The following is an 18,326-nucleotide window of genomic DNA, read 5'->3' on the forward strand; positions in this document are numbered from 1 at the left end:
GTGTTTGGAATGGGCGGCGTGGACGAGGCGCGTCATGGCCGCCACGTCCGCCTCCGCCGGCTCGCGAAGGATGTCGCTCATGCCTCCCGGCCCAGGCGATTGACGCTCCAGGCGAGCGACTCCCTCACGATGTCGACAATGATCCGTAGCTCGGCCGCGTCTCGTGGGCCGTAAATGAGGAACTCCGTGCCGTGATCCTCATATTGATGCGGTTCGGCCCAGCCGAGGTCCACCAGTTCAGCGCCTCGGATAGGCGGCAACACAAGATGCACCGACGTGTCCTCGACGCCGTGGAGGTGCACCGGCTCGAACCTCTCCCCCATCGGCGCCAGCGAGCGGCCAGGTTCACTGGGGGCGTCGACCCCATCGACATGCACCGCACGGCTCGACGCGGGAGAGACCGCGCTGTGCCCCTCGACGACGCCGGGTAGCGCGAACACCGCCGCGACGAATTCGCCCCAGATGGCGGGTGGCGAGTGCTGCTCCAGCTGCCGCTGCGGGCCCTCGGTCGAGACGCGTGGGCGAGTTCCCGGGCGCGCTGGCGTCGGCGTCACCGCCTTGCTGCCCCCTCCCACGCAGGCTCGTAGCTCGGCTCGTAGAGCATCACTCGTCCGATGCCGGGAACCGCGATGCTGAGGCCTCGCCCGTATTCGCGCTGCCAGACCTCCTCGTCGATCACCGCGCCGTTTGCCCGCAACTCGACGAGCGTCGCATCCAGGTTGTCGCAGATGAAGGAGAGTTCGTGGCGCTGATCGTACGGGGTCTCCTGGCCGGGCCAGGTGCGCGGGTGAACCCCGCCCTCACTGGGACCGGTGGCGAAGATCAGCCAGCCCGGGGAGGTTTCGATGAACTCCCACCCGATGACGTCGCGGAAGTAGGCGCGCGTCGCCTCCGGGTCGTCGCTGTACACGATGGTGTGGATGCCCGTGATCATTCCCCGACGCTAGCGCCGTCGCGCGCTCGGCGACAGGGCGTCCCCACACGGCAACTTAGGCTTGAGGCGTGTTCGTACGTCGCCTCGTCGCCCGCATCTTCTGGACGTTCAGCCGCTGGAAGCTCGTCACCGAGGCCGCGCCCGACCGTCCGACAGTGCTGATCGGCGCCCCGCACACGTCGAACTGGGACTTCGTGTTCATGCTCGGCATCGCGTGGAAGCTCGACATGCACATTCGGTGGCTCGGCAAGAAGAGCCTGTTCCGCGGCTGGCGCGGGCCCATCATGCGCAGCTGGGGCGGTATCCCCGTCGACCGGGATGCTCCCGGTCGCGTCGTGCAGGAAGTGGTCGACCGCATCCGCTCCGGCGAGGTGTTCGGGCTCGTGGTGACGCCCGACGGCACACGTAAGGGTCACTCGTACTGGAAGTCGGGCTTCTACCGGATCGCGCGCGAGACCGGGCTGCCGGTGACGCTCGGCTACGTGGACCGCACGACGATGACGGTGGGGCTCGGGCCGACGTTCGAGCTCACGGGTGACATTCCGGCCGACATGGACCGCATCCGCGCGTTCTACGCCGACAAGTCGGGGGCGGTGCCGGCGAACCGGGTCGAGCCGCGCCTGCGCGAGGAGCTCGGCGCGGAGTAGACCTCGCGCCCGCGCCGAGATTCGGCGAGGCACGCCGAACGTTGCAGCACACGTGCAACGTTGCGCGTGCGGTGCAACCTTCGGCGTGCCTTCGGGGTCGGCTCTAGGCCAAGTGTTTGATCAGGATCTCATCCGTCTCGATCGCTTCGCGTTCGACCCCATCCGCGTCGCGGTAGCGGTACGTGGTTGTTTCGTGTCGCCCTGTCGGGACAAATCCGCGCCTGAGGTAAAGGCGTCGCGCATCCACGTTGTCCGGACCGACGCCCACAGACAGCGCTCCCCGGTTGACGCTCATGCGCTCTGCGGCGTCGAGCAGAGCCGTGCCGATTCCCAGGCCCCTGTGCGCCGGTTCGACATGAAGATTGCGGAGTTCTGGAGGGTCGGTGAACACGACCTCCCCCGAACCCACAGGTTCTGAACCGAGCCAGGCGACCAGAAGCACACCCTCACCATCCTGCTGACGCGCGAACTGACGGGAGGCGATGTCTGCGCCGGGCACCTCGCGTTCCATCAGAAGCGGAAGCTCAGCAGCCCTACACGGGCGCACCTCGATCTGACGGTCGCCGCCACGGTCAAGCGCGCCGAGCTTTGCCCCGAAACCAGCGCAAAGCACGTGCGCCTGCTCGAGAGGGATCCAGCAGCACGTCCACGACCGACGCGATCCACCGTCACCCGGGCGGTCCTCTCCTGCGGTCCATTGCTCGGGCACCACCTCGCTGACCGGTTGGAGGAGAAAGAAGTGCCGCTCGTGAAGCTCTGCCTTTGACGGCCACACGTCATACTGCTCGACGCCGAGTTTCCCTACGACTCGAGTCTCGATGCCCGTCTCCTCCCTTACCTCGCGAACGACGGCGTAGGCAGGATCCTCCCCCGGCTCGATCGTCCCCGCAGGAACTTGCACCCCGGCGACCTCGACGGGCACATCGTCATGCGTGAAGACGAGCAATTTGTCGTGGTGTACCACGTAGGCGACGACTTTCGGCACTCGTCGTCGCGATGTGGTGGGTGACATCACTGCACCACGCACTAGACCGGGAACCCGCCACTGAAACCTCCAGCGAACAGCACCGCGCCTAGACCGACAACGGCCAAGCCCCCCAGCACGATGTACAGAACGAGGCGCACCCACCACGCCCACCCACGCTCCGCCCACGCGGTCACGATGAGGCTCGCTGCGGGCAACAGCAGCAACCCGCCGAACATCAGAGCGGGGGCAACCCGAACCTCAGGATCGGGGCACGGATTCACCGGCGCGCACACGATCGGAAGGAACTGGGCGAGCACGAGCAGTAGCCACGTGACGCCCACGGCCCAGAGCGTTGGCAGAATCCTCGAAGCAAGACGACTCCGGCGGGTAGTCTGAGGATCCATCACGCCATCCTACGAGAGAGGCGAGGGTTGCGCTACACGGTAAAGCGGCACTCGACCGGGTTACATTGCAATCAGCGGTCTACGTATCACCGTTTCGCTTCGCCTACCTGGGGCCTGTGGGCGCACGACCGACACAGTGTCCCGAATTTGTTGCCGAGGCTCTTCGGCACCGGCCATCAAACGATGCCGCCGACTCCCCTGTCGGTAGCGGGCGACATCGGTGCCGGATACCGTGGTGGCCATGATTGTCGTTGGGTCAATCGTCATTCGCGTCGAGAATCTCGAGCGTCAGAAAGCGTTCTGGACGGCCGCGTTGGACTATGTGGTCCGCGTGCCGCACGATGATGACTTCGCCCTGCTGCATGCGCGGGATGGGCGGGGTCCAAACGTGTCGCTCAACGTGATGCCGAGCGGGCGGACCCTCCCGCCACGCATCCATCTCGACCTTTACGCGGAGGATCAAACGGCGGAGATCGCTCGGCTCTCCGGCCTCGGCGCCCGCGAGGTGCAATGGGACGGCCGGCCCGCTGACGCGGACTACGTCATCATGGAGGACCCGGAGGGCAACCGCTTCTGTGTCATCGACGCCGCGGGCTGGAGCGGTTTCACGCGCTGACAGCGCTCGCATCGTCAACCTCGCGGATCACCGCGAGTCACCGTTCACACGTTGAACCGGAACTCGACGACGTTGCATCGATTCGAAACATGACTCGAGACGCAACTCTCGGCGACAGATTCGCCGAGTAAACAAAGAAGCGAGGTTGCGGTTGCAACCCGACCTGCACTCTGCGAGCATTTCGGCCGCAAGCCCCGGCCCGTAGGCAACCGCCTCTAGCCGTTTTTCAGAGCGCTTATGGATCCCGTTAATAGCGCGGTCATGGACATCGATGTCTCACTCGATGCTGCCGGAAACTTGGATGCTTAAATCACGATGGACGCAGGGAAATGCTACCTCGATCCGGCCCCGCTAACGCATATTCGCCAGGCAATCATCCCATTCGATTGCCAGCTTGTATAAGCACTCGATCCGGCCATATGCGTTTCCCAACGACCAGTGTCGGCCTCGTGCGCGGCCGAGAGGCGGTCAAAACACCCAACAACAGTGCGCTCGTCGCCCACCGCAAAAACACGCAAACGTATCGAGTTTTGCTAGCGTTGCCAATGGAGGCCGAATGTCGAAGCGTAAGCGCAGCCGAAAGCGAGCACGTCCTGCCTCGCAGGACTCGGCGCGGAGACCCGTCGGCCAAAACAATCCTTGGGACATCGGCTCGGAAGAGGTCGACGAGTGGTTCCGCTGGATCGACAAGCTCCAGGTGACGGGGCTGCAAGGGCAAAGTCTTCAGAACTTGTACGAAGCCATAGCGCGACTCAGGAGGAAGCTCGATTCCATTGAAGAACTCCGACAGCGCTTCCCCAAGCACCACCGGGAGCAAGGTGGCATTGAGCCGCACCAACAGCTGGAGTTATTTGAGGCTACGGAGGCGTTCTTCCTGACGCATTACTCTGTCTTGTCGACGCTGGCCGCCGCGACTGCGCGGTTTCCGCCGGTTTTCGGGCAGCCACCCACTGCCAGCATGAGCAAGTTCGTCGAGTGGCTAAACGCGCGCTTCGAAGCTCCCGGTCACTTCGATATCCTTCAACAGGCGCGGGCTTTCCGAGCGGTACTCGACCATCCAGACCAACATCAACCTTATGGGTGGCGAACCGTGACGCACGAAGGTGGCCCTATCCGCGTCGTACTATTTGGCCCGGCCTCTTCAAGAGGCGCGGTCCCGCTCGGATCAGTTAAACACACCTTCCGCGATGGTCCAGGCTGGGACTATATCGCTCCACCTGAGGCTTTTGTCTTTACCCTGACCGCTCTCGCTACTCGCTGCGTCCTATGGCAACTCGCTGAATGGTCGGAAGGCTTACCAGTTACTACACCAATCGTGCGTGTTTCGGAGGCTGCCCCCGAATCTAAAGCTGACCGATCGGCAATCAAGACAGACAGTTGGTCTCGAGTCGTGGCGATCAATGGGAGCCCGGAAGTCTTCCCTGACTGGCATATTCCAGACGTGTATAAGGACTCCTACTCAGAGATCAGCTTCGGACGCGAACTCACGCGTGACGACTGACGTCACATCTGCGTTGCGACCGAGCACGACCGCGCCCAAAAGCCTTCTCGGTCGCGGTTGCGAACGGCCGAAATTTCAGTATCGGCCGCGCGGGCCTAGACCATCGCGACCGCTACAGGTTGAAGCGGAACTCGACCACGTTTCGTCAGAGATAGGCATGAGCGCAGGTGTGGTCTCGCCTGGCGCTTCGCCCAATTCGCCGGAGTCTCGCTGGGCGACTGAATCAGCGGTTTGCTGAGAGCAGCCGCAAAGATCGCGTAGAGGAGAGTTTTGTTTCGCCGCTCCCGTGTGCCCACAACTCACTGAGCGCAGAGCGCGTGTGACTAGTCAGGAACAACCGAGGAATTGGGATCGACCTCTGGTGGCGCGGTGGACTCAACCTGCACAGCGTCGAACGATCTGCGATGACGAGATTCTACGCGGCCCTTGACCCCAAGTAGTCGCCTCGCCTGATTGACGTAGTCGTCGAGAGCATCCGAGTAGCGATCAAGAAACTCTTGTGCCTTTGCTCCGCGGAATATCCCATCCGAGTTCATCTGTCGCGCGACCTCGTCCATGTAGTCGTGTATGGCATTATCGAAATGCGAGAAAGAGTCGATCACGGCTTGTGATCCGATTAGGGACACTCGGCCTCGCATGCGTCTCATCTCCTGGTCAAGCATCATTACGCGACCAATCGCCTCCGCTGCCAAGGCATCGGCTTCCGGATCTGAACCACCGCGAGGCGCATTCGACGTGAACGTGCTCATCGCATCTTCCATCGCGTAAGCCTGGTCGAGCGACTCCAGGACAATTTCACGGCTGAGTTCGCCAAGTCGCTTGCTTTTCTCATTGCTACGGCTCAATAAGCCACCGGTGAGAACACCAGCCAAGGCAGATACGAGGGGAAGCAGCACCGGCGAGACGGCTATCAGCGCTGAGACGATGTCCATGCCTCAATCATGCCCCAGCGACTGGTTGTATTGCCGGACCGGAAGCGCGATGATCGGAGTCCAGATCAGCGTCCTTGCTTAGCGAATCGGCTGATCGCGAATCAGCTTGAGAACCGGAACTCCACCACGTCGCCGTCTTGCATGACGTAGTCCTTGCCCTCCATGCGGGCCTTGCCCTTGGCGCGGGCCTCGGCGACCGAGCCGCACTCGACGAGGTCGTCGAACGAGATGACTTCGGCCTTGATGAAGCCCTTCTCGAAGTCGGTGTGAATCACGCCGGCGGCCTGCGGGGCCTTCCAGCCCTTGCCGATCGTCCAGGCGCGCGACTCCTTCGGGCCGGCCGTGAGGTACGTCTGCAGGCCGAGGGTGTCGAAGCCGATGCGGGCGAGCTGGTTCAGTCCGCTCTCGGTCTGGCCGGTCGAGGCGAGCAGCTCGGCCGCGTCGTCCGGGTCGAGCCCGATCAGCTCGCTCTCGATCTTCGCGTCGAGGAAAACGGCCTGGGCGGGGGCGACCAGCGCCGCCAACTCCTCCATGCGGGCGCTGTCGCCGAGCACGCCCTCGTCGACGTTGAAGACGTAGATGAAGGGCTTCGCGGACAGCAGGCCGAGCTCGCGCAGCGGCGAGGAATCGAAGCCGGCCGCCGACAGGGTCGTGCCGCCTTCGAGAAGCGCCTTGGCGGCGAGCGCCGCATCCAGAACGGAAGGGTCAAGCTTGCGACCGCGCACCTCCTTCTCGTACCGGGTGATCGCCTTCTCGAGCGTCTGCAGGTCGGCGAGCATCAGCTCGGTGTTGATGATCTCCATGTCGCTGGCCGGGTCGACCTTGCCCGCCACGTGCACGACGTCGTCGTCGGTGAAGGCGCGCACGACCTGGGCGATCGCGTCCGACTCGCGGATGTTCGCGAGGAACTGGTTGCCGAGACCTTCGCCCTCGCTCGCGCCCTTCACAATGCCGGCGATGTCGACGAACGACACCGTCGCCGGCAGGATGCGCTCACTGTTGAAGATGCCGGCGAGCACCTGCAAGCGCGCATCCGGCAATTCGACGACGCCGACGTTCGGCTCGATCGTCGCGAACGGGTAGTTCGCCGCGAGCACGTCGTTCTGGGTCAGGGCGTTGAACAGGGTGGACTTGCCGACGTTGGGCAGTCCGACGATTCCGATGGTGAGGGCCACGGGGGGCAAGCCTACCTTCGGGAGACTGCCCGGATGCGCGGGTTACGGTGGCGGGATGCACGCGTTCACGCCGCCCTCCCCCGACCGCACCCGCCCCGAGCTGCGCGGCAGTTTCGGTATGGCGGCCAGCACGCACTACCTGGCGACGGCCGCGGCGAACTCGGTGCTCGAGCGCGGGGGCAACGCCGCCGACGCCGCCGTCGCGGCCGCGTTCGTGCTGCACGTGGTCGAGCCGCACCTGAACGGGCCGGGCGGCGACCTGACGGCCCTCATCGCGCCGGCCGACGACGAGCCGTACGTGCTCGCCGGGCAGGGTGCGGCGCCGGCCGCCGCGACAATCGAGCACTACCGCGGCCTCGGGCTCGAGGAGGTGCCGGGCGCGGGCCCGCTTGCGGCAACCGCGCCGGGCTCCGTCGTCGCCTGGCTGCATCTGCTCGCCACCCGCGGCACCTGGGAGGTGCGCGACGTGCTCGCCTTCGCCCGCGACCTCGCCCGCGACGGCCACCCCGTGCACGAGAACGTCACCCGCGTGATTGAGCGGGTCGCTCCCCTGTTCACCGAGCACTGGCCGACGTCGGCTGACCAGTGGCTGGTCGACGGAGCGGCGCCCGAGCCCCAATCGCGGGTGACGAACGCCGCGTATGCGGCGCTTCTGAACGGGATGATCGTGGCAGGCGAGCAGTCCGGGTCGCGCGAGGAGCGCATCCAGGCCGCCATCGACCACTGGAGCCGCGCGGTCGGCGAGGCGGTCGAGGAGTTCGTCGCGACGCCGGTGCGGCACGCCGACGGCGGCGACTACGCCGGGGTGCTGACGGCCGCGGATGTCGCCGCGTTCGAGCCCGCCGAGGAGGAGCCGGTGCGGATGGTGTTTCGCGGCTACGAGGTGGTGAAGCCGGGCGTCTGGACGCAGGGCCCGGCGCTGCTCATGACACTCGCGATCCTGGATGCTGTGGCCGAGGCCGACGGGGACGACCGGCGGTTAGATCCCGGCACGGCTCTCGGAATTCACACCATCACGGAGGCTCTGAAGCTCGCGCTCGCCGACCGCGACGCGTGGTTCGCCGACCCGGCAGGTCTGGCTGAGCGCGGGCTGTCGGTGCCGCTCGACGAGCTGCTGAGCCCCTCGTACGCACGGGAGCGCGCGGCCCTGATCAGTGACGCGGCGTCGACCGAGGTTCGACCCGGCCGCCCGGGAGGGCGCGAGCCGTGGATGCCGCCGGTGCGGGTGGCGGACGTCGCCTCTGACGGGTCGGCGGGAGCCCTGGCCGCGTCGGGCGAGCCCACGATCGACCGTCGCACGGGAGCGCAGCGCGGTGACACCTGCCACCTCGACGTCGTCGACCGCTCGGGGTTCATGATCTCGGCGACGCCGTCGGGCGGTTGGCTGCAGTCATCGCCGACGATCCCCGCGCTCGGGTTCTGCCTGGGCACGCGCCTGCAGATGACGTGGCTCGACGAGGCGTCGCCGTCGGCGCTGGCGCCGGGGGTGCGGCCGCGATCGACGCTGTCACCAACGCTGCTCGCCCGCGACGGCCGCGTGGTCGAGGCACTCGGCACGCCGGGCGGCGACCAGCAGGACCAGTGGCAGCTGCTCTACCTGCTCCGCCGCATCGTAGGCGGCTTCGAGCCGCAGCAGGCGATCGACGCCCCCATGTTCCACACCGATGCGATGGTCGCCTCGTTCGCGCCACGCACCGTACAGCCGGCGTCGCTCACGATCGAGTCGCGGGTGGGCGACGAGGTCGTCGCCGAACTGCGCGCCCGCGGCCACGCCGTCGACGTGGTCGGGCCGTGGACGCTCGGCAGGCTCAGCGCCGTCGGCGTCGATCCGGAGCGCGGGTGGTTGTACGCGGCGGCGAACTCGCGCTCGGCGCAGGGGTACGCGGCCGGGCGCTAGGTCTGGTCGCCGGGCCCGCCTCGTGCGAGCGGGTTTGCGCAATTCGAGCCGGTTCGCGCAGGCGCGAACTGCGCATACCCGCTCGACCTCGCCGAAGGTCAGTACCCACGTCGCCTGTGCGCCGCCCGCGGCTCACGCTCAGCGCGGGGTCGGGACCAGCGTGACCGAGCGGATGCGCGCATCCGCGATCTCGACGCTCATCACGGTGCCGACGGGCTGGCGGCGGCGATCGGTGGGCGAGCCGGGGTTCAGCAGGCGCAGCCCGCCGGGGGTGGTCGTATCCCACGGGATGTGCGAGTGGCCGAACACCAGCAGATCGGCTGGGTCAGCGGAGTCGGGGCCGAAGCGCTCCTCGCAGCGCCTCTCGCGCCCCGCCGCAGCACCGGTCTCGTGAATCACCGCGATCCTGACCCCCTCGACCTCGACGCGGGCGACCTCGCCGAGCCGTCGCCAGATCGCGGGCCCGTCGTTGTTGCCGGTGACGCCCACCAGACGGGATGCGCGCCCCGCGAGCGCGTCGACGGTCGCCTCGTCGACCCAGTCCCCCGCGTGGATCACCAGATCGGCTTCGTCGACCAACTGCCAGACCTGCGGCTGCAGCTCTTTCGCCCGCACGGGCAGGTGGGTGTCGCTGATGAGCAGCAGCCTCACGCGGCACCGCCGCCCGACATCAACCGCTCGATCTCGTCGGCGAGCTCAGCGACCGGGCGTCGTCCGTCGAGCTCGTGTGTCGCGCTGCGGCGCAGCAGCGGCTCCACCTCGGCGGTGTAGCGCCGAATGTCTTCCTGCTGCTCGGCCGTCTTTCCGTAGCCCTTGCCCTCGCGGGCGCGCACCCGCTCGAGCAGAGTCTCCAGCGGAGCGCTCAGCAGCACCACCGCCGCGAATCGGTCATAGAAGGCGCCCTGGTTCTCGACCGTGCCGGAGACGACGAGGTCATTGTGGGAGGCGAGCAGAGCATCCATCTTCTCGACGTGCCAGAGGCGGTCCTCGATCGTGTAGCCGCCGTGATCGGTGTCGACGGTGGTCACGCCGCGGCGCGTCAGCTCGGCGAGCAGAGTCGATTTGCCTGCTCCCGACATTCCGGTGATGAGGATCCGCACCATGCCTCGAGCCTATGCACCGGCCCCGCAAGGCGGTCGCGGCGGCCCGAGATCGAGCCGGTTTGCGCAGATCGTGTCAACAGATAACCGCGCGAGGTGCGCAAACCCGCACGAGTTCGGGACAGAGTCGCGGCCGCCAGCACTGCTCACACGGCGGGCGGGCGCGCCGTGGTCAGGCCAGGGATTCCACGGGCGCGCGCAGTGCCGGGGCAACGTCGCGCACGATCGCGTCGAGGATGCGCGCGTTGAACTCGACACCCAACTGGTTCGGCACGGTGATCAGCAGCGTGTCGGCCGCCTGCACCGCCTGGTCGCGCGATAACTCCTCCGCGAGCCGGTCGGGGGTGCCAATGTATTGGCGCCCGAAGCGCGAGCGCGCGCCGTCGAGAATGCCGACCTGGTCGCGCTGTTCCGCCTGGGCGTGCAGCCCGAAGTAGTACTCGGTCTCGTCGTCGATGAGCGGGATCACGCTGCGACTCACCGACACGCGTGGTTGGTGCGCGTGCCCGGCGTCGGCCCACGCGTCGCGGAACACCTGGATCTGCTCAGCCTGCAGCTCGTCAAACGGCACACCCGTGTCTTCGGTGAGCAGCGTCGAACTCATCAGGTTCATGCCCTGCTCGGCCGCCCACACGGCGGTTGCCCGCGTGCCGGCGCCCCACCAGATGCGTTGCGCGAGGCCCGGCGACTGCGGCGTCACCGGTAGCAGCCCGGTGGTGCCGACCATCTGCGGATTGCCGGGAGCCAGCCCCACCCCCGTGATCGCCTCGCGAAACGCCGCCGTGTGCCGGCGAGCCATGTCGGCGTCCGTCTCGTCTGCGCGCACGCCCTCGGCCGCACCCGGCACGTGCCCGAACACCTCGTAACCCGCGATCGACGTCTCGGGTGACCCCCGGCTGATGCCGAGCTGTAAGCGCCCGCCACTGATCAGGTCGGTGGCCGCCGCGTTCTCGGCCATTGCGAGCGGGTTCTCGTAGCGCATGTCGATGACGCCCGTGCCGAGCTCGATCCGCGAGGTTCGGGCCGCCGCGGCCGCGAGCATCGGGTACGGCGACGAGTAGTTCTTCACGAAGTGGTGCACGCGGTAGAAAGCGCCGTCGACGCCGACCTCCTCGGCCGCAACGGCCAAGTCGATGCCCTGCAGAATCGCGTCGCCGCCCGTGCGGGTCAGCGACCCCTGCACGGTGCTCCAGTTGCCGAACGACAGAAAGCCGATGCGCGTCATGCTGATGCAAACGCATGGATGCGCGGTGCTATTCCGCGCGCATCCCCCTACCCGCCGCGCGGCGGCGACGGCGGTTCCTGCGCCGAATGCTCGTCGGCCGGGGGAAGCGGCGGAACGGGAGCCGCTGTGGCGACCGGTCCTGTGGGCGGGTGTTCAGCATCCGCGCCCCTGGTCGCACCGGGACGCGTCGTCAAGAAGACACCCGCCAACACGATGACGCCACCGATCAGCTCGCCGAGAGTGATCACGTCGCCGAATACGAAGGCGATGAGCGCCGTGAACACCGGCAGCAGGTTGAGAAACACGCCGGTCTTCGACGGGCCGAGGTTCATGACCGCGATGTTCCACAACAGGTAGGCCATGGCCGACGGGAAAATGATGATCCACACGAGGCCGAACCACGCGCCGGCACTGGGGCCGGCGGCGACACCCGGCAACCCGACGATGGCCAGCAGCGGCAGCATCACGATGACACTGAGCCCCGCCTGCACCGCCGTCGCGGTGATCGGCGGCGTCTTCACGCGGCGGCTCACGATGACGTACGCCGTCCACACGCTGATCGCGCCGAGCATCAGGAGGTCGCCCGGCGAGAAGACGAGCGCGAACTCGCCCGAGCCGGTGAAGACGACGATCAGCACGCCGACGAAAGAGATGGCGATGCCCAAGGCACCCATTTTCAGGATGCGCTCGCCCAAGAAGATGACGGCGGCAATGGCAATCACCGCCGGGTTGATGGCGCTGATGACCGACGCCGTCACGGGCGAGGTCGTCGCGAGCGCCGCGTACAGAAACAGGGTGTAGCCGACCATGCCGAGGATCGCCTGCAGGGTGTGAATCGGCCACTCCCGCAGCGCATCGCCCCACGCCGGCTTCTCCAGCCACCAAGCGACAATGACGAGGATGGGCACGGCCCCGAGCCAGCGCAGCCAGGTCAACTCGACGGGCGTGAACTCGTCGACGACGAGAGCGGCCACGACGAAGTTCGATGCCCAGAAAAGCTGGGCCAGCACCGGAGGGCTGAAGCGACGAAGTGCGTTCACGAGTGTCAAGGCTAGGCCCGCGCGGCGAGCCCGAGGGTCCGCGTCGGCGGCTCATGCGAGCATCGACACCGTGCCCCTCGACTTCACCGCCATCGATTTCGAAACCGCGAACGGTCACGCGGCGAGCGCCTGCAGCGTCGGGCTCGTCAAGGTGCGCGACGGCCGGGTGGTCGACAAAGAGTCGTGGCTGATCCGCCCGCCGTTCGGCTACGACGTGATGAATGAGTGGAACACGCGCATCCACGGCATCACGGCCGATGACATCGTCGACGCGCCCCTCTGGGCCGAGCAGTTCGACCGGCTGTGGCAGTTCGTCGACGGCGATCTGCTCGCCGCGCACAACGCCGGTTTCGACATGGGGGTGCTGCAGGCCGCGTGCCGCGCCAGCAACCTCGACGTACCCGATGCCCGGTATCTCTGTAGCCTGCGGATCGCGCGCAAGACCTACCACCTCGACTCCTACCGGCTGCCTGTCGCGGCGATGGCAGCGGGCTTCGAAGACTTCGCCCACCACGACGCGCTTGCCGACGCCGAGGCGTGCGCCGCGATCGTCGTGCACGCGGCAGGGCGCCACGGCGTCGACGACGGCGACGAGCTCGCGGCCGTCTGCGGCACCCGCATCGGGATGATCGGACCGCGCGCCGACGAGGACGCCGCCGACCGCCGCCCGGCCGCTCTGGCCTAGCGGTTTCGGCGCGGCGCTGCGTGGGACGGGCCCACGCGCCGTTCTTCCCGGCCCTCGTGTCCGTCGTTTCCGTCGGCCAGCGAGTCCGCCTCGTGCGCGTGCTCGTCGGCACGCGAGCGCACGGCTTCGGCGCTGCGCGACGCGCTCTGCGCCTCGCGCCGCTTGCGCGCAGCATCGGCTTCGGCGCGTTCGGCGTCGGCTTCGGCCTGCGCCGCCGCGGCCTTCTGCTCGGCAGCCACAATCCGCTCCTGATCAGCCTTCTCGGCGAGCTGGCGCGCGCGGCGCTGCTCGTCGGCTCGACGTTCCGCGGCCTCACGCTCACGCTTCTTCTTGTTGTTCGCCATCGCGATAGCAATACCGACGATCGCGCCGAGAACGACGATCGAGGCGATGACAACCAGAATGATGATTTCGCTCTGTTCCATCTGGCGGACGCTAGGTGCGGTTCCTGCGCGACACCACCCCATTGACGCCGAAGACCCAACCGGCTACGGCTACCCCTTCCGCACCGTCGCCGTCACGGGCGTCGGGTTCTGGAACAGGTCAAGCACGGGGCAGTGGGCGTCGACCACGTCGCGGAGGTACTCGTAGCGCTCCGCTGATTCCGGGCCCGTGAGGGTAATGGTCAGCCGGACGGCGCTGAAACCGGGGCGAACCGTGTCGTCGAGGCCGAGCAGATTGCGTGCGTCCAAATCGCCCTCCGCCTCGATCGCGATGTCGAGCAGACGAATGCCCAGGGCGCGGGCGTACAGGCGATAGACGACCACCTGGCACGAGATCAGCGCGCCCAGCGCGTATTCGACGGGGCTCGCGGCGACGTCGTCGCCCGCGAGCGCCGACGGCTCGTCAACGACGAACCGGTGCTTTCCGGCACGAATCGTGGTCGCAACCGACCCCTCCGCGATTCCGGATGCACGGAAGGTCAATTTCGCTGCGGACGGGTCGGCCGTGATCCGCTCGCTCCAGGCGGAGCCGGCGGTGTCGAGCCGCTCGGCCCGCTCCGCGATCGAGACGACGGGGATGGCGGGGATGGTGGACGGGATGCTGGGGGCGTCAGTGAGAAGTGTCATGCGGGGACGGTAGGCGCGCGCGGTGAGCCGTGTCGAGCATCCCTGAAACGCAGTGACACCCCGCGACACGAAGGGTCACGGGGTGTCACGAGGCGTCACCGGACAAGCCCGGCGCGCGCCGCCTAGTTCTGCGGGAAGCCCAGGTTGATGCCGCCGTGGCTCGGGTCGAGCCAGCGCGACGTGATGGCCTTCTCCCGCGTGAAGAAGCCGATCGCCTGCGTGCCGTAGGCCTTGGCGTTGCCGAACAGCGACTCCTTCCAGCCGCCGAACGAGTAGTAGCCGACGGGCACCGGAATCGGCACGTTGATGCCGACCATGCCGACGGTGACCTCGGTCTGGAAGCGGCGGGCCGCTCCCCCGTCGTTGGTGAAGATCGCCGTGCCGTTGCCGAAGCGCGACGAGTTGATGAGTTCGAGACCCTCGTCGTAGGTCTTCACGCGCACGACCGACAGCACGGGGCCGAAGATTTCTTCCGTGTAGACCCGCGAGGTGGTGGGCACGTTGTCGATGAGGGTGGGGCCGAGCCAGAAGCCGTCGGCCGCGCCGTCGACCTCGATGCCGCGGCCGTCAACGACGATCGTCGCGCCGTCCTGTTCGGCGACGTCGAGGTAGCCGGCGACCTTGTCGCGGTGCTCCTTCGTGATGAGCGGGCCCATGTCGCAGTTGCGAGTGCCGTCGCCGACCTTCAGGGTGGCCATGCGCTCGCGCACCTTCTCGATGAGCTCATCGGCGACCGGCTCCACCGCGACAACCACCGAGATCGCCATGCAGCGCTCGCCCGCCGAGCCGAAGCCCGCGTTGACGGCCGAGTCGGCGACCAAGTCGAGGTCGGCGTCGGGCAGCACGAGCATGTGGTTCTTCGCCCCGCCGAGGGCCTGCACACGCTTACCGTTGGCGGTTCCCCGCTCGTAGATGTACTTCGCAATGGGCGTCGAGCCGACGAAGCTGATGGCCGCGACGTCGGGGTTGTCGAGCAGGGCGTCGACGCTCTCCTTGTCGCCGTTCACGACGTTGAAGACGCCGTTCGGCAGCCCCACCTCGGTGAACAGCTCCGCCATCCAGATGGCGGCCGACGGATCCTTTTCGCTCGGCTTCAGCACGACCGTGTTGCCGGCGGCGATCGCCAGCGGGAAGAACCACAGCGGCACCATCGCCGGGAAGTTGAAGGGGCTGATGATGCCGACGACGCCGACAGGCTGCTTGATCGAGTACACGTCGACGCCGGTCGACACAGCCTCGCTGTACTCGCCCTTCATGAGCTGCGGGATCGAGGTCGCGAGCTCGATGACCTCCATGCCACGGGCAATCTCACCGAGGGCGTCGGAGGTGACCTTGCCGTGCTCGGCGGTGATGATCGCGGCGAGCTCGTTCTTGCGGGCGTTCATCGCCTCGCGGAAGGCGAACATGAGCTGCTGGCGCTTGGCCAGGCTTGTCCCCGCCCAGCCGGGAAGCGCATCCTTTGCGGCCGCCACGGCGAGGTCAAGGTCGGCCTTCGCGGCGAGGGCAACCTCGCGAGCGACGGCACCCTGGGCCGGGTTGTAGACGGGGGCCGTGCGGCCGGAGGTGCCGGCGAATGCGGCGCCATTGACGTAGTGCTGAACGATCGACATGGGTTCTCTCCCGGAACTCGGGCGCGGGTGCGCTGCTGCCAGTCTCGGCTACGAGCGTTCTGCGTTCAAGAGCCAAGCGCGCGCATCCGTTGTGCAAAAACGCAGATTAAGGATGCGCGCCGCGCGCGGTCCGCGGGGCGCGCGCGTCAGCCGCCCGGCAGCAGCTCGGCGCGACGCGACGCGACCGCCCGAAACAGCGCATCACGCACGATGGCGACCGCCCCGACCGCGGGGCTCTCGGGCCGCGACGACAGGGTGAAGCGCAGGCGAAACTCGACCTCGTCGGGCAGAACGGGCACGAGGTCGGGATCATTCTCGGCCATGAACGCGTGCAGGAGGCCGATGCCGGCCCCCGCGCGCACCGCCTCCAACTGGGCGAAAACGTTGGTCGACGCAAAGCCCGTGCGCATGCCGCCGAGCACCGGAGCCAGATCGAGCTCTTGCACCGTGAGTAGGGCATCGACGTAGAAGATCAACTCGAGCCCGGCGAGATCGGCCGCGCTGCGGATCGGCGGGTGGGCCGCGAGATAGTCGGCGCTGGCGTACAACCGGAGGGCGTAGTCGGTGAGCGGCTCGGCGGTGACGCGGGCGCCGGCCGCCTGGCCGATCGTCACGGCAAGGTCGAAGCCGGAGCCCCGCAAGCTGAGCGGCCGGGTCGACGTCACCAGTTCGACCGCGATTCCGGGATGCTCGGAGCGCACGCCCGCGAGCGCTGGCGCGATGATGAGCGAGCCGAAGCCGTCGGGCGCCGCCACCCGCACGGTGCCCCGCACGGTGTGATCGCCTTCGGCAATGGCCGCCACCTGGTCGAGCAGGTCTTCCAGGGTGGCCGCGCGCTCAACAACGTCGCGCCCCAGGCCGGTGAGCTGCCAGCCGTCCGCACCGCGGTCGAGTACGCGCGCGCCGAGCGCCGCCTCGAGGCGGTCGAGCCGTCGACGCACCGTGGTGTGATCGATGCCGAGCAGGTCGGCCGCCGCGGTGAGCCGTCCGAGTCGAGCCACGGCGAGCAGCACCCGCAGGTCGTCTGCGCTGAGCTCGGGGCGCGCGGGCGTGGTCGGCATGACGCCACCCTACGGCGGGTCGACCCCAATGTCGGGGGCCCCTGCGAGAGTTAGGGCATGGAGTTTCTCGTACCGCTCGTCATCGGCCTCGCGCTCGGCCTCGTCGTCGGCGCCATTGTCGGCATGGTCATCGGCCGGCGGGGGGCCGCCCCAGGGGGCGACGACCCAGCCGTGGTGGCCGCGCGGCACGAGGCCGCTCTCGCCCAGGTGCGCGCCGAGGAGGCCGCGATACGTGCCGAACTCACCGCCGAGCTCGCGGGACTCACCGCGACGGCTGAGGGTTTGCGCGAGCAGGTCACCCAGGCCCAGCAAGCGCACCGCGAGTTCGTCGAACGGGCGCAGGCCGAACAGCGCGCCCGCGAAGAACGCGAACGCTCCGATAGCAAGGTGCTGCAGGCTCTCACTCCGGTGCAAGAGACGCTGCGCACGATGCAGGCGAAGGTGACAGAGCTGGAAACGCAGCGCAGCCAGCAGCACGGCGAATTGGCGCAGCAACTGAAGTCCGCCACCGAGTCGGAAGAACGCCTGCGCGCGACAGCCGAATCGCTGGCCAGTGCGCTGCGCTCGAACAGCGTGCGCGGCGTGTGGGGCGAAACGCAGCTTCGCAATGTGGTCGAAGCAGCAGGGCTCATCGAGCGCGTCGACTTCGACACGCAGGCCAGCATCACCTCGGACGCGGGCGCCGGCCGCCCCGACATGGTGATTCACCTGCCCGGCGGCAAGAACATCGCCGTCGACGCGAAGGTGCCGTTCACCGCCTACCTCGAGGCCAGCCAGATCGCCATCACCGCGACGGGTGACGAGGGTGCCCGGCGCGAGACGCTCATGAAGCAGCACGTCAAGGCCGTGCGCTCTCACATCGATGCACTCGGCTCGAAAGCGTACTGGGCGGGTCTCGATGCCTCGCCCGAACTCGTCATCGCCTTCATCCCGAGCGAGTCGCTCGTCTCGAGCGCCATGGAGGCCGACCCGGCGATCATGGACTACGCCTTCTCGAAGCGGGTCGCTCTCGCCTCGCCCGTCACCCTGTGGTCGGTGCTGAAGACCGTTGCCTTCTCGTGGCAGCAAGACGTCTTGACCGAAGACGCGAAGAAGCTCTTCGATCTGAGCCGCGAACTCTACGGCCGGCTCGGCACCCTCGCGGGCCACATCGAAAAACTCGGCCGCTCGATCGAGGGCACGGTGAAGAACTACAACGGCTTCGTCGGGTCGATGGAACGCCAGGTGCTGCCGAGTGCGCGCAAGCTGCAGCGCCTCGATGAATCGACCGTGCTCGGGCCGCTCGCATCCATCGAAGAGGGGCCGCGCGAAATCACGGCAATGGAGCTTGTCGACAATCTGTCGACCGCGGGCGAGCTCGAGACTGTGGAGGACCAGCGAGGCGAGTGAGTCGCGTTCGCGGCCATCGCTAGGATTGCCGCAATCTCCGGCGCAACGAGGTGTCGGAGTCCACCCCCGGCGA

At 67.5% G+C, this 18,326-nt stretch carries 20 protein-coding genes; 6 read left to right on the forward strand and 14 right to left on the reverse strand.

Annotation, left to right across the window (positions count from 1 at the left end; translation table 11 throughout):
- Nucleotides 1-77: 77 nt before the first annotated feature.
- Both ACK4SC_RS03100 and ACK4SC_RS03105 read right to left on the reverse strand, forming a co-directional pair.
- A complete protein-coding gene (locus ACK4SC_RS03100) occupies nucleotides 78-554 on the reverse strand; it encodes a luciferase family protein (protein WP_409614705.1) in 477 nt (158 codons plus the stop codon).
- Nucleotides 551-934: a VOC family protein gene (locus ACK4SC_RS03105; protein WP_409614707.1), complete on the reverse strand. Its 384-nt coding sequence runs from the start codon at nucleotides 932-934 to the stop codon at nucleotides 551-553. The genes ACK4SC_RS03100 and ACK4SC_RS03105 overlap by 4 nt, the downstream gene beginning before the upstream one ends.
- A 68-nt stretch (nucleotides 935-1,002) precedes the next feature.
- Between ACK4SC_RS03105 and ACK4SC_RS03110 the strand changes: the two genes are divergently transcribed.
- Nucleotides 1,003-1,581, forward strand: coding sequence for a 1-acyl-sn-glycerol-3-phosphate acyltransferase (locus ACK4SC_RS03110; RefSeq protein ID WP_409614709.1), 579 nt, complete (start codon nucleotides 1,003-1,005; stop codon nucleotides 1,579-1,581).
- Nucleotides 1,582-1,684: 103 nt separating this feature from the next.
- Here ACK4SC_RS03110 and ACK4SC_RS03115 read toward each other — a convergent pair whose 3' ends face one another.
- A complete protein-coding gene (locus ACK4SC_RS03115; RefSeq protein ID WP_409614711.1) occupies nucleotides 1,685-2,566 on the reverse strand; it encodes a GNAT family N-acetyltransferase in 882 nt (293 codons plus the stop codon).
- Nucleotides 2,567-2,607: 41 nt separating this feature from the next.
- A complete protein-coding gene (locus ACK4SC_RS03120) occupies nucleotides 2,608-2,952 on the reverse strand; it encodes a hypothetical protein (protein WP_409614713.1) in 345 nt (114 codons plus the stop codon).
- Between the two features lie 241 nt (nucleotides 2,953-3,193).
- Between ACK4SC_RS03120 and ACK4SC_RS03125 the strand changes: the two genes are divergently transcribed.
- Entirely contained in the window at nucleotides 3,194-3,568 is a 375-nt protein-coding gene (locus tag ACK4SC_RS03125; protein WP_409614715.1) for a VOC family protein, read from the forward strand.
- A gap of 556 nt (nucleotides 3,569-4,124) precedes the next feature.
- Nucleotides 4,125-5,069: a hypothetical protein gene (locus ACK4SC_RS03130; RefSeq protein WP_409614717.1), complete on the forward strand. Its 945-nt coding sequence runs from the start codon at nucleotides 4,125-4,127 to the stop codon at nucleotides 5,067-5,069.
- A gap of 323 nt (nucleotides 5,070-5,392) precedes the next feature.
- Here the strand turns inward: ACK4SC_RS03130 and ACK4SC_RS03135 are convergent, their stop codons facing one another.
- Both ACK4SC_RS03135 and ychF read right to left on the reverse strand, forming a co-directional pair.
- A complete protein-coding gene (locus ACK4SC_RS03135) occupies nucleotides 5,393-6,001 on the reverse strand; it encodes a hypothetical protein (RefSeq protein WP_409614719.1) in 609 nt (202 codons plus the stop codon).
- Nucleotides 6,002-6,102: 101 nt separating this feature from the next.
- Nucleotides 6,103-7,176 carry a redox-regulated ATPase YchF gene (gene ychF, locus ACK4SC_RS03140; RefSeq protein ID WP_409614721.1) on the reverse strand — a complete coding sequence of 358 codons (1,074 nt, stop codon included), beginning with the start codon at nucleotides 7,174-7,176 and terminating at the stop codon, nucleotides 6,103-6,105.
- Nucleotides 7,177-7,231: 55 nt separating this feature from the next.
- On the opposite strand from ychF, the gene ACK4SC_RS03145 reads away from it, so the two are divergent.
- Nucleotides 7,232-9,073 (forward strand): gamma-glutamyltransferase family protein, encoded by a 1,842-nt coding sequence (locus tag ACK4SC_RS03145; RefSeq protein ID WP_409614723.1) that lies wholly within the window; start codon nucleotides 7,232-7,234, stop codon nucleotides 9,071-9,073.
- A 138-nt stretch (nucleotides 9,074-9,211) separates the two neighbouring features.
- Here the strand turns inward: ACK4SC_RS03145 and ACK4SC_RS03150 are convergent, their stop codons facing one another.
- The 4 genes from ACK4SC_RS03150 to ACK4SC_RS03165 form a co-directional block, all read right to left on the reverse strand.
- Nucleotides 9,212-9,724 carry a metallophosphoesterase family protein gene (locus ACK4SC_RS03150; RefSeq protein ID WP_409614725.1) on the reverse strand — a complete coding sequence of 171 codons (513 nt, stop codon included), beginning with the start codon at nucleotides 9,722-9,724 and terminating at the stop codon, nucleotides 9,212-9,214.
- A complete protein-coding gene (locus tag ACK4SC_RS03155; RefSeq protein WP_409614727.1) occupies nucleotides 9,721-10,176 on the reverse strand; it encodes an AAA family ATPase in 456 nt (151 codons plus the stop codon). The genes ACK4SC_RS03150 and ACK4SC_RS03155 overlap by 4 nt, the downstream gene beginning before the upstream one ends.
- 169 nt (nucleotides 10,177-10,345) lie before the next feature.
- Nucleotides 10,346-11,398, reverse strand: coding sequence for an LLM class flavin-dependent oxidoreductase (locus ACK4SC_RS03160; protein ID WP_409614729.1), 1,053 nt, complete (start codon nucleotides 11,396-11,398; stop codon nucleotides 10,346-10,348).
- Nucleotides 11,399-11,445: 47 nt separating this feature from the next.
- On the reverse strand, nucleotides 11,446-12,438 hold the full coding sequence (locus ACK4SC_RS03165; RefSeq protein WP_409614731.1) for a DMT family transporter: 993 nt from the start codon (nucleotides 12,436-12,438) through the stop codon (nucleotides 11,446-11,448).
- A 70-nt stretch (nucleotides 12,439-12,508) separates the two neighbouring features.
- Between ACK4SC_RS03165 and ACK4SC_RS03170 the strand changes: the two genes are divergently transcribed.
- Nucleotides 12,509-13,123: a 3'-5' exonuclease gene (locus ACK4SC_RS03170; RefSeq protein ID WP_409614733.1), complete on the forward strand. Its 615-nt coding sequence runs from the start codon at nucleotides 12,509-12,511 to the stop codon at nucleotides 13,121-13,123.
- Here the strand turns inward: ACK4SC_RS03170 and ACK4SC_RS03175 are convergent.
- The 4 genes from ACK4SC_RS03175 to ACK4SC_RS03190 form a co-directional block, all read right to left on the reverse strand.
- Nucleotides 13,120-13,548, reverse strand: a complete 429-nt coding sequence (locus ACK4SC_RS03175) for a hypothetical protein (protein ID WP_409614734.1) — start codon at nucleotides 13,546-13,548, stop codon at nucleotides 13,120-13,122. The two genes, ACK4SC_RS03170 and ACK4SC_RS03175, sit on opposite strands and share 4 nt — an antisense overlap.
- A 69-nt stretch (nucleotides 13,549-13,617) precedes the next feature.
- On the reverse strand, nucleotides 13,618-14,193 hold the full coding sequence (locus ACK4SC_RS03180) for an OsmC family protein (protein ID WP_409614736.1): 576 nt from the start codon (nucleotides 14,191-14,193) through the stop codon (nucleotides 13,618-13,620).
- A gap of 122 nt (nucleotides 14,194-14,315) precedes the next feature.
- On the reverse strand, nucleotides 14,316-15,803 hold the full coding sequence (locus ACK4SC_RS03185) for a CoA-acylating methylmalonate-semialdehyde dehydrogenase (RefSeq protein ID WP_409614737.1): 1,488 nt from the start codon (nucleotides 15,801-15,803) through the stop codon (nucleotides 14,316-14,318).
- A gap of 146 nt (nucleotides 15,804-15,949) precedes the next feature.
- Nucleotides 15,950-16,864, reverse strand: coding sequence for a LysR family transcriptional regulator (locus tag ACK4SC_RS03190; protein ID WP_409614739.1), 915 nt, complete (start codon nucleotides 16,862-16,864; stop codon nucleotides 15,950-15,952).
- A gap of 57 nt (nucleotides 16,865-16,921) precedes the next feature.
- Between ACK4SC_RS03190 and rmuC the strand changes: the two genes are divergently transcribed.
- Nucleotides 16,922-18,253, forward strand: coding sequence for a DNA recombination protein RmuC (gene rmuC, locus ACK4SC_RS03195; protein ID WP_409614740.1), 1,332 nt, complete (start codon nucleotides 16,922-16,924; stop codon nucleotides 18,251-18,253).
- Nucleotides 18,254-18,326 lie beyond the last annotated feature (73 nt).

This window comes from Microcella sp. (genome assembly GCF_046293215.1).
Classification (GTDB): Bacteria; Actinomycetota; Actinomycetes; order Actinomycetales; family Microbacteriaceae; genus Microcella.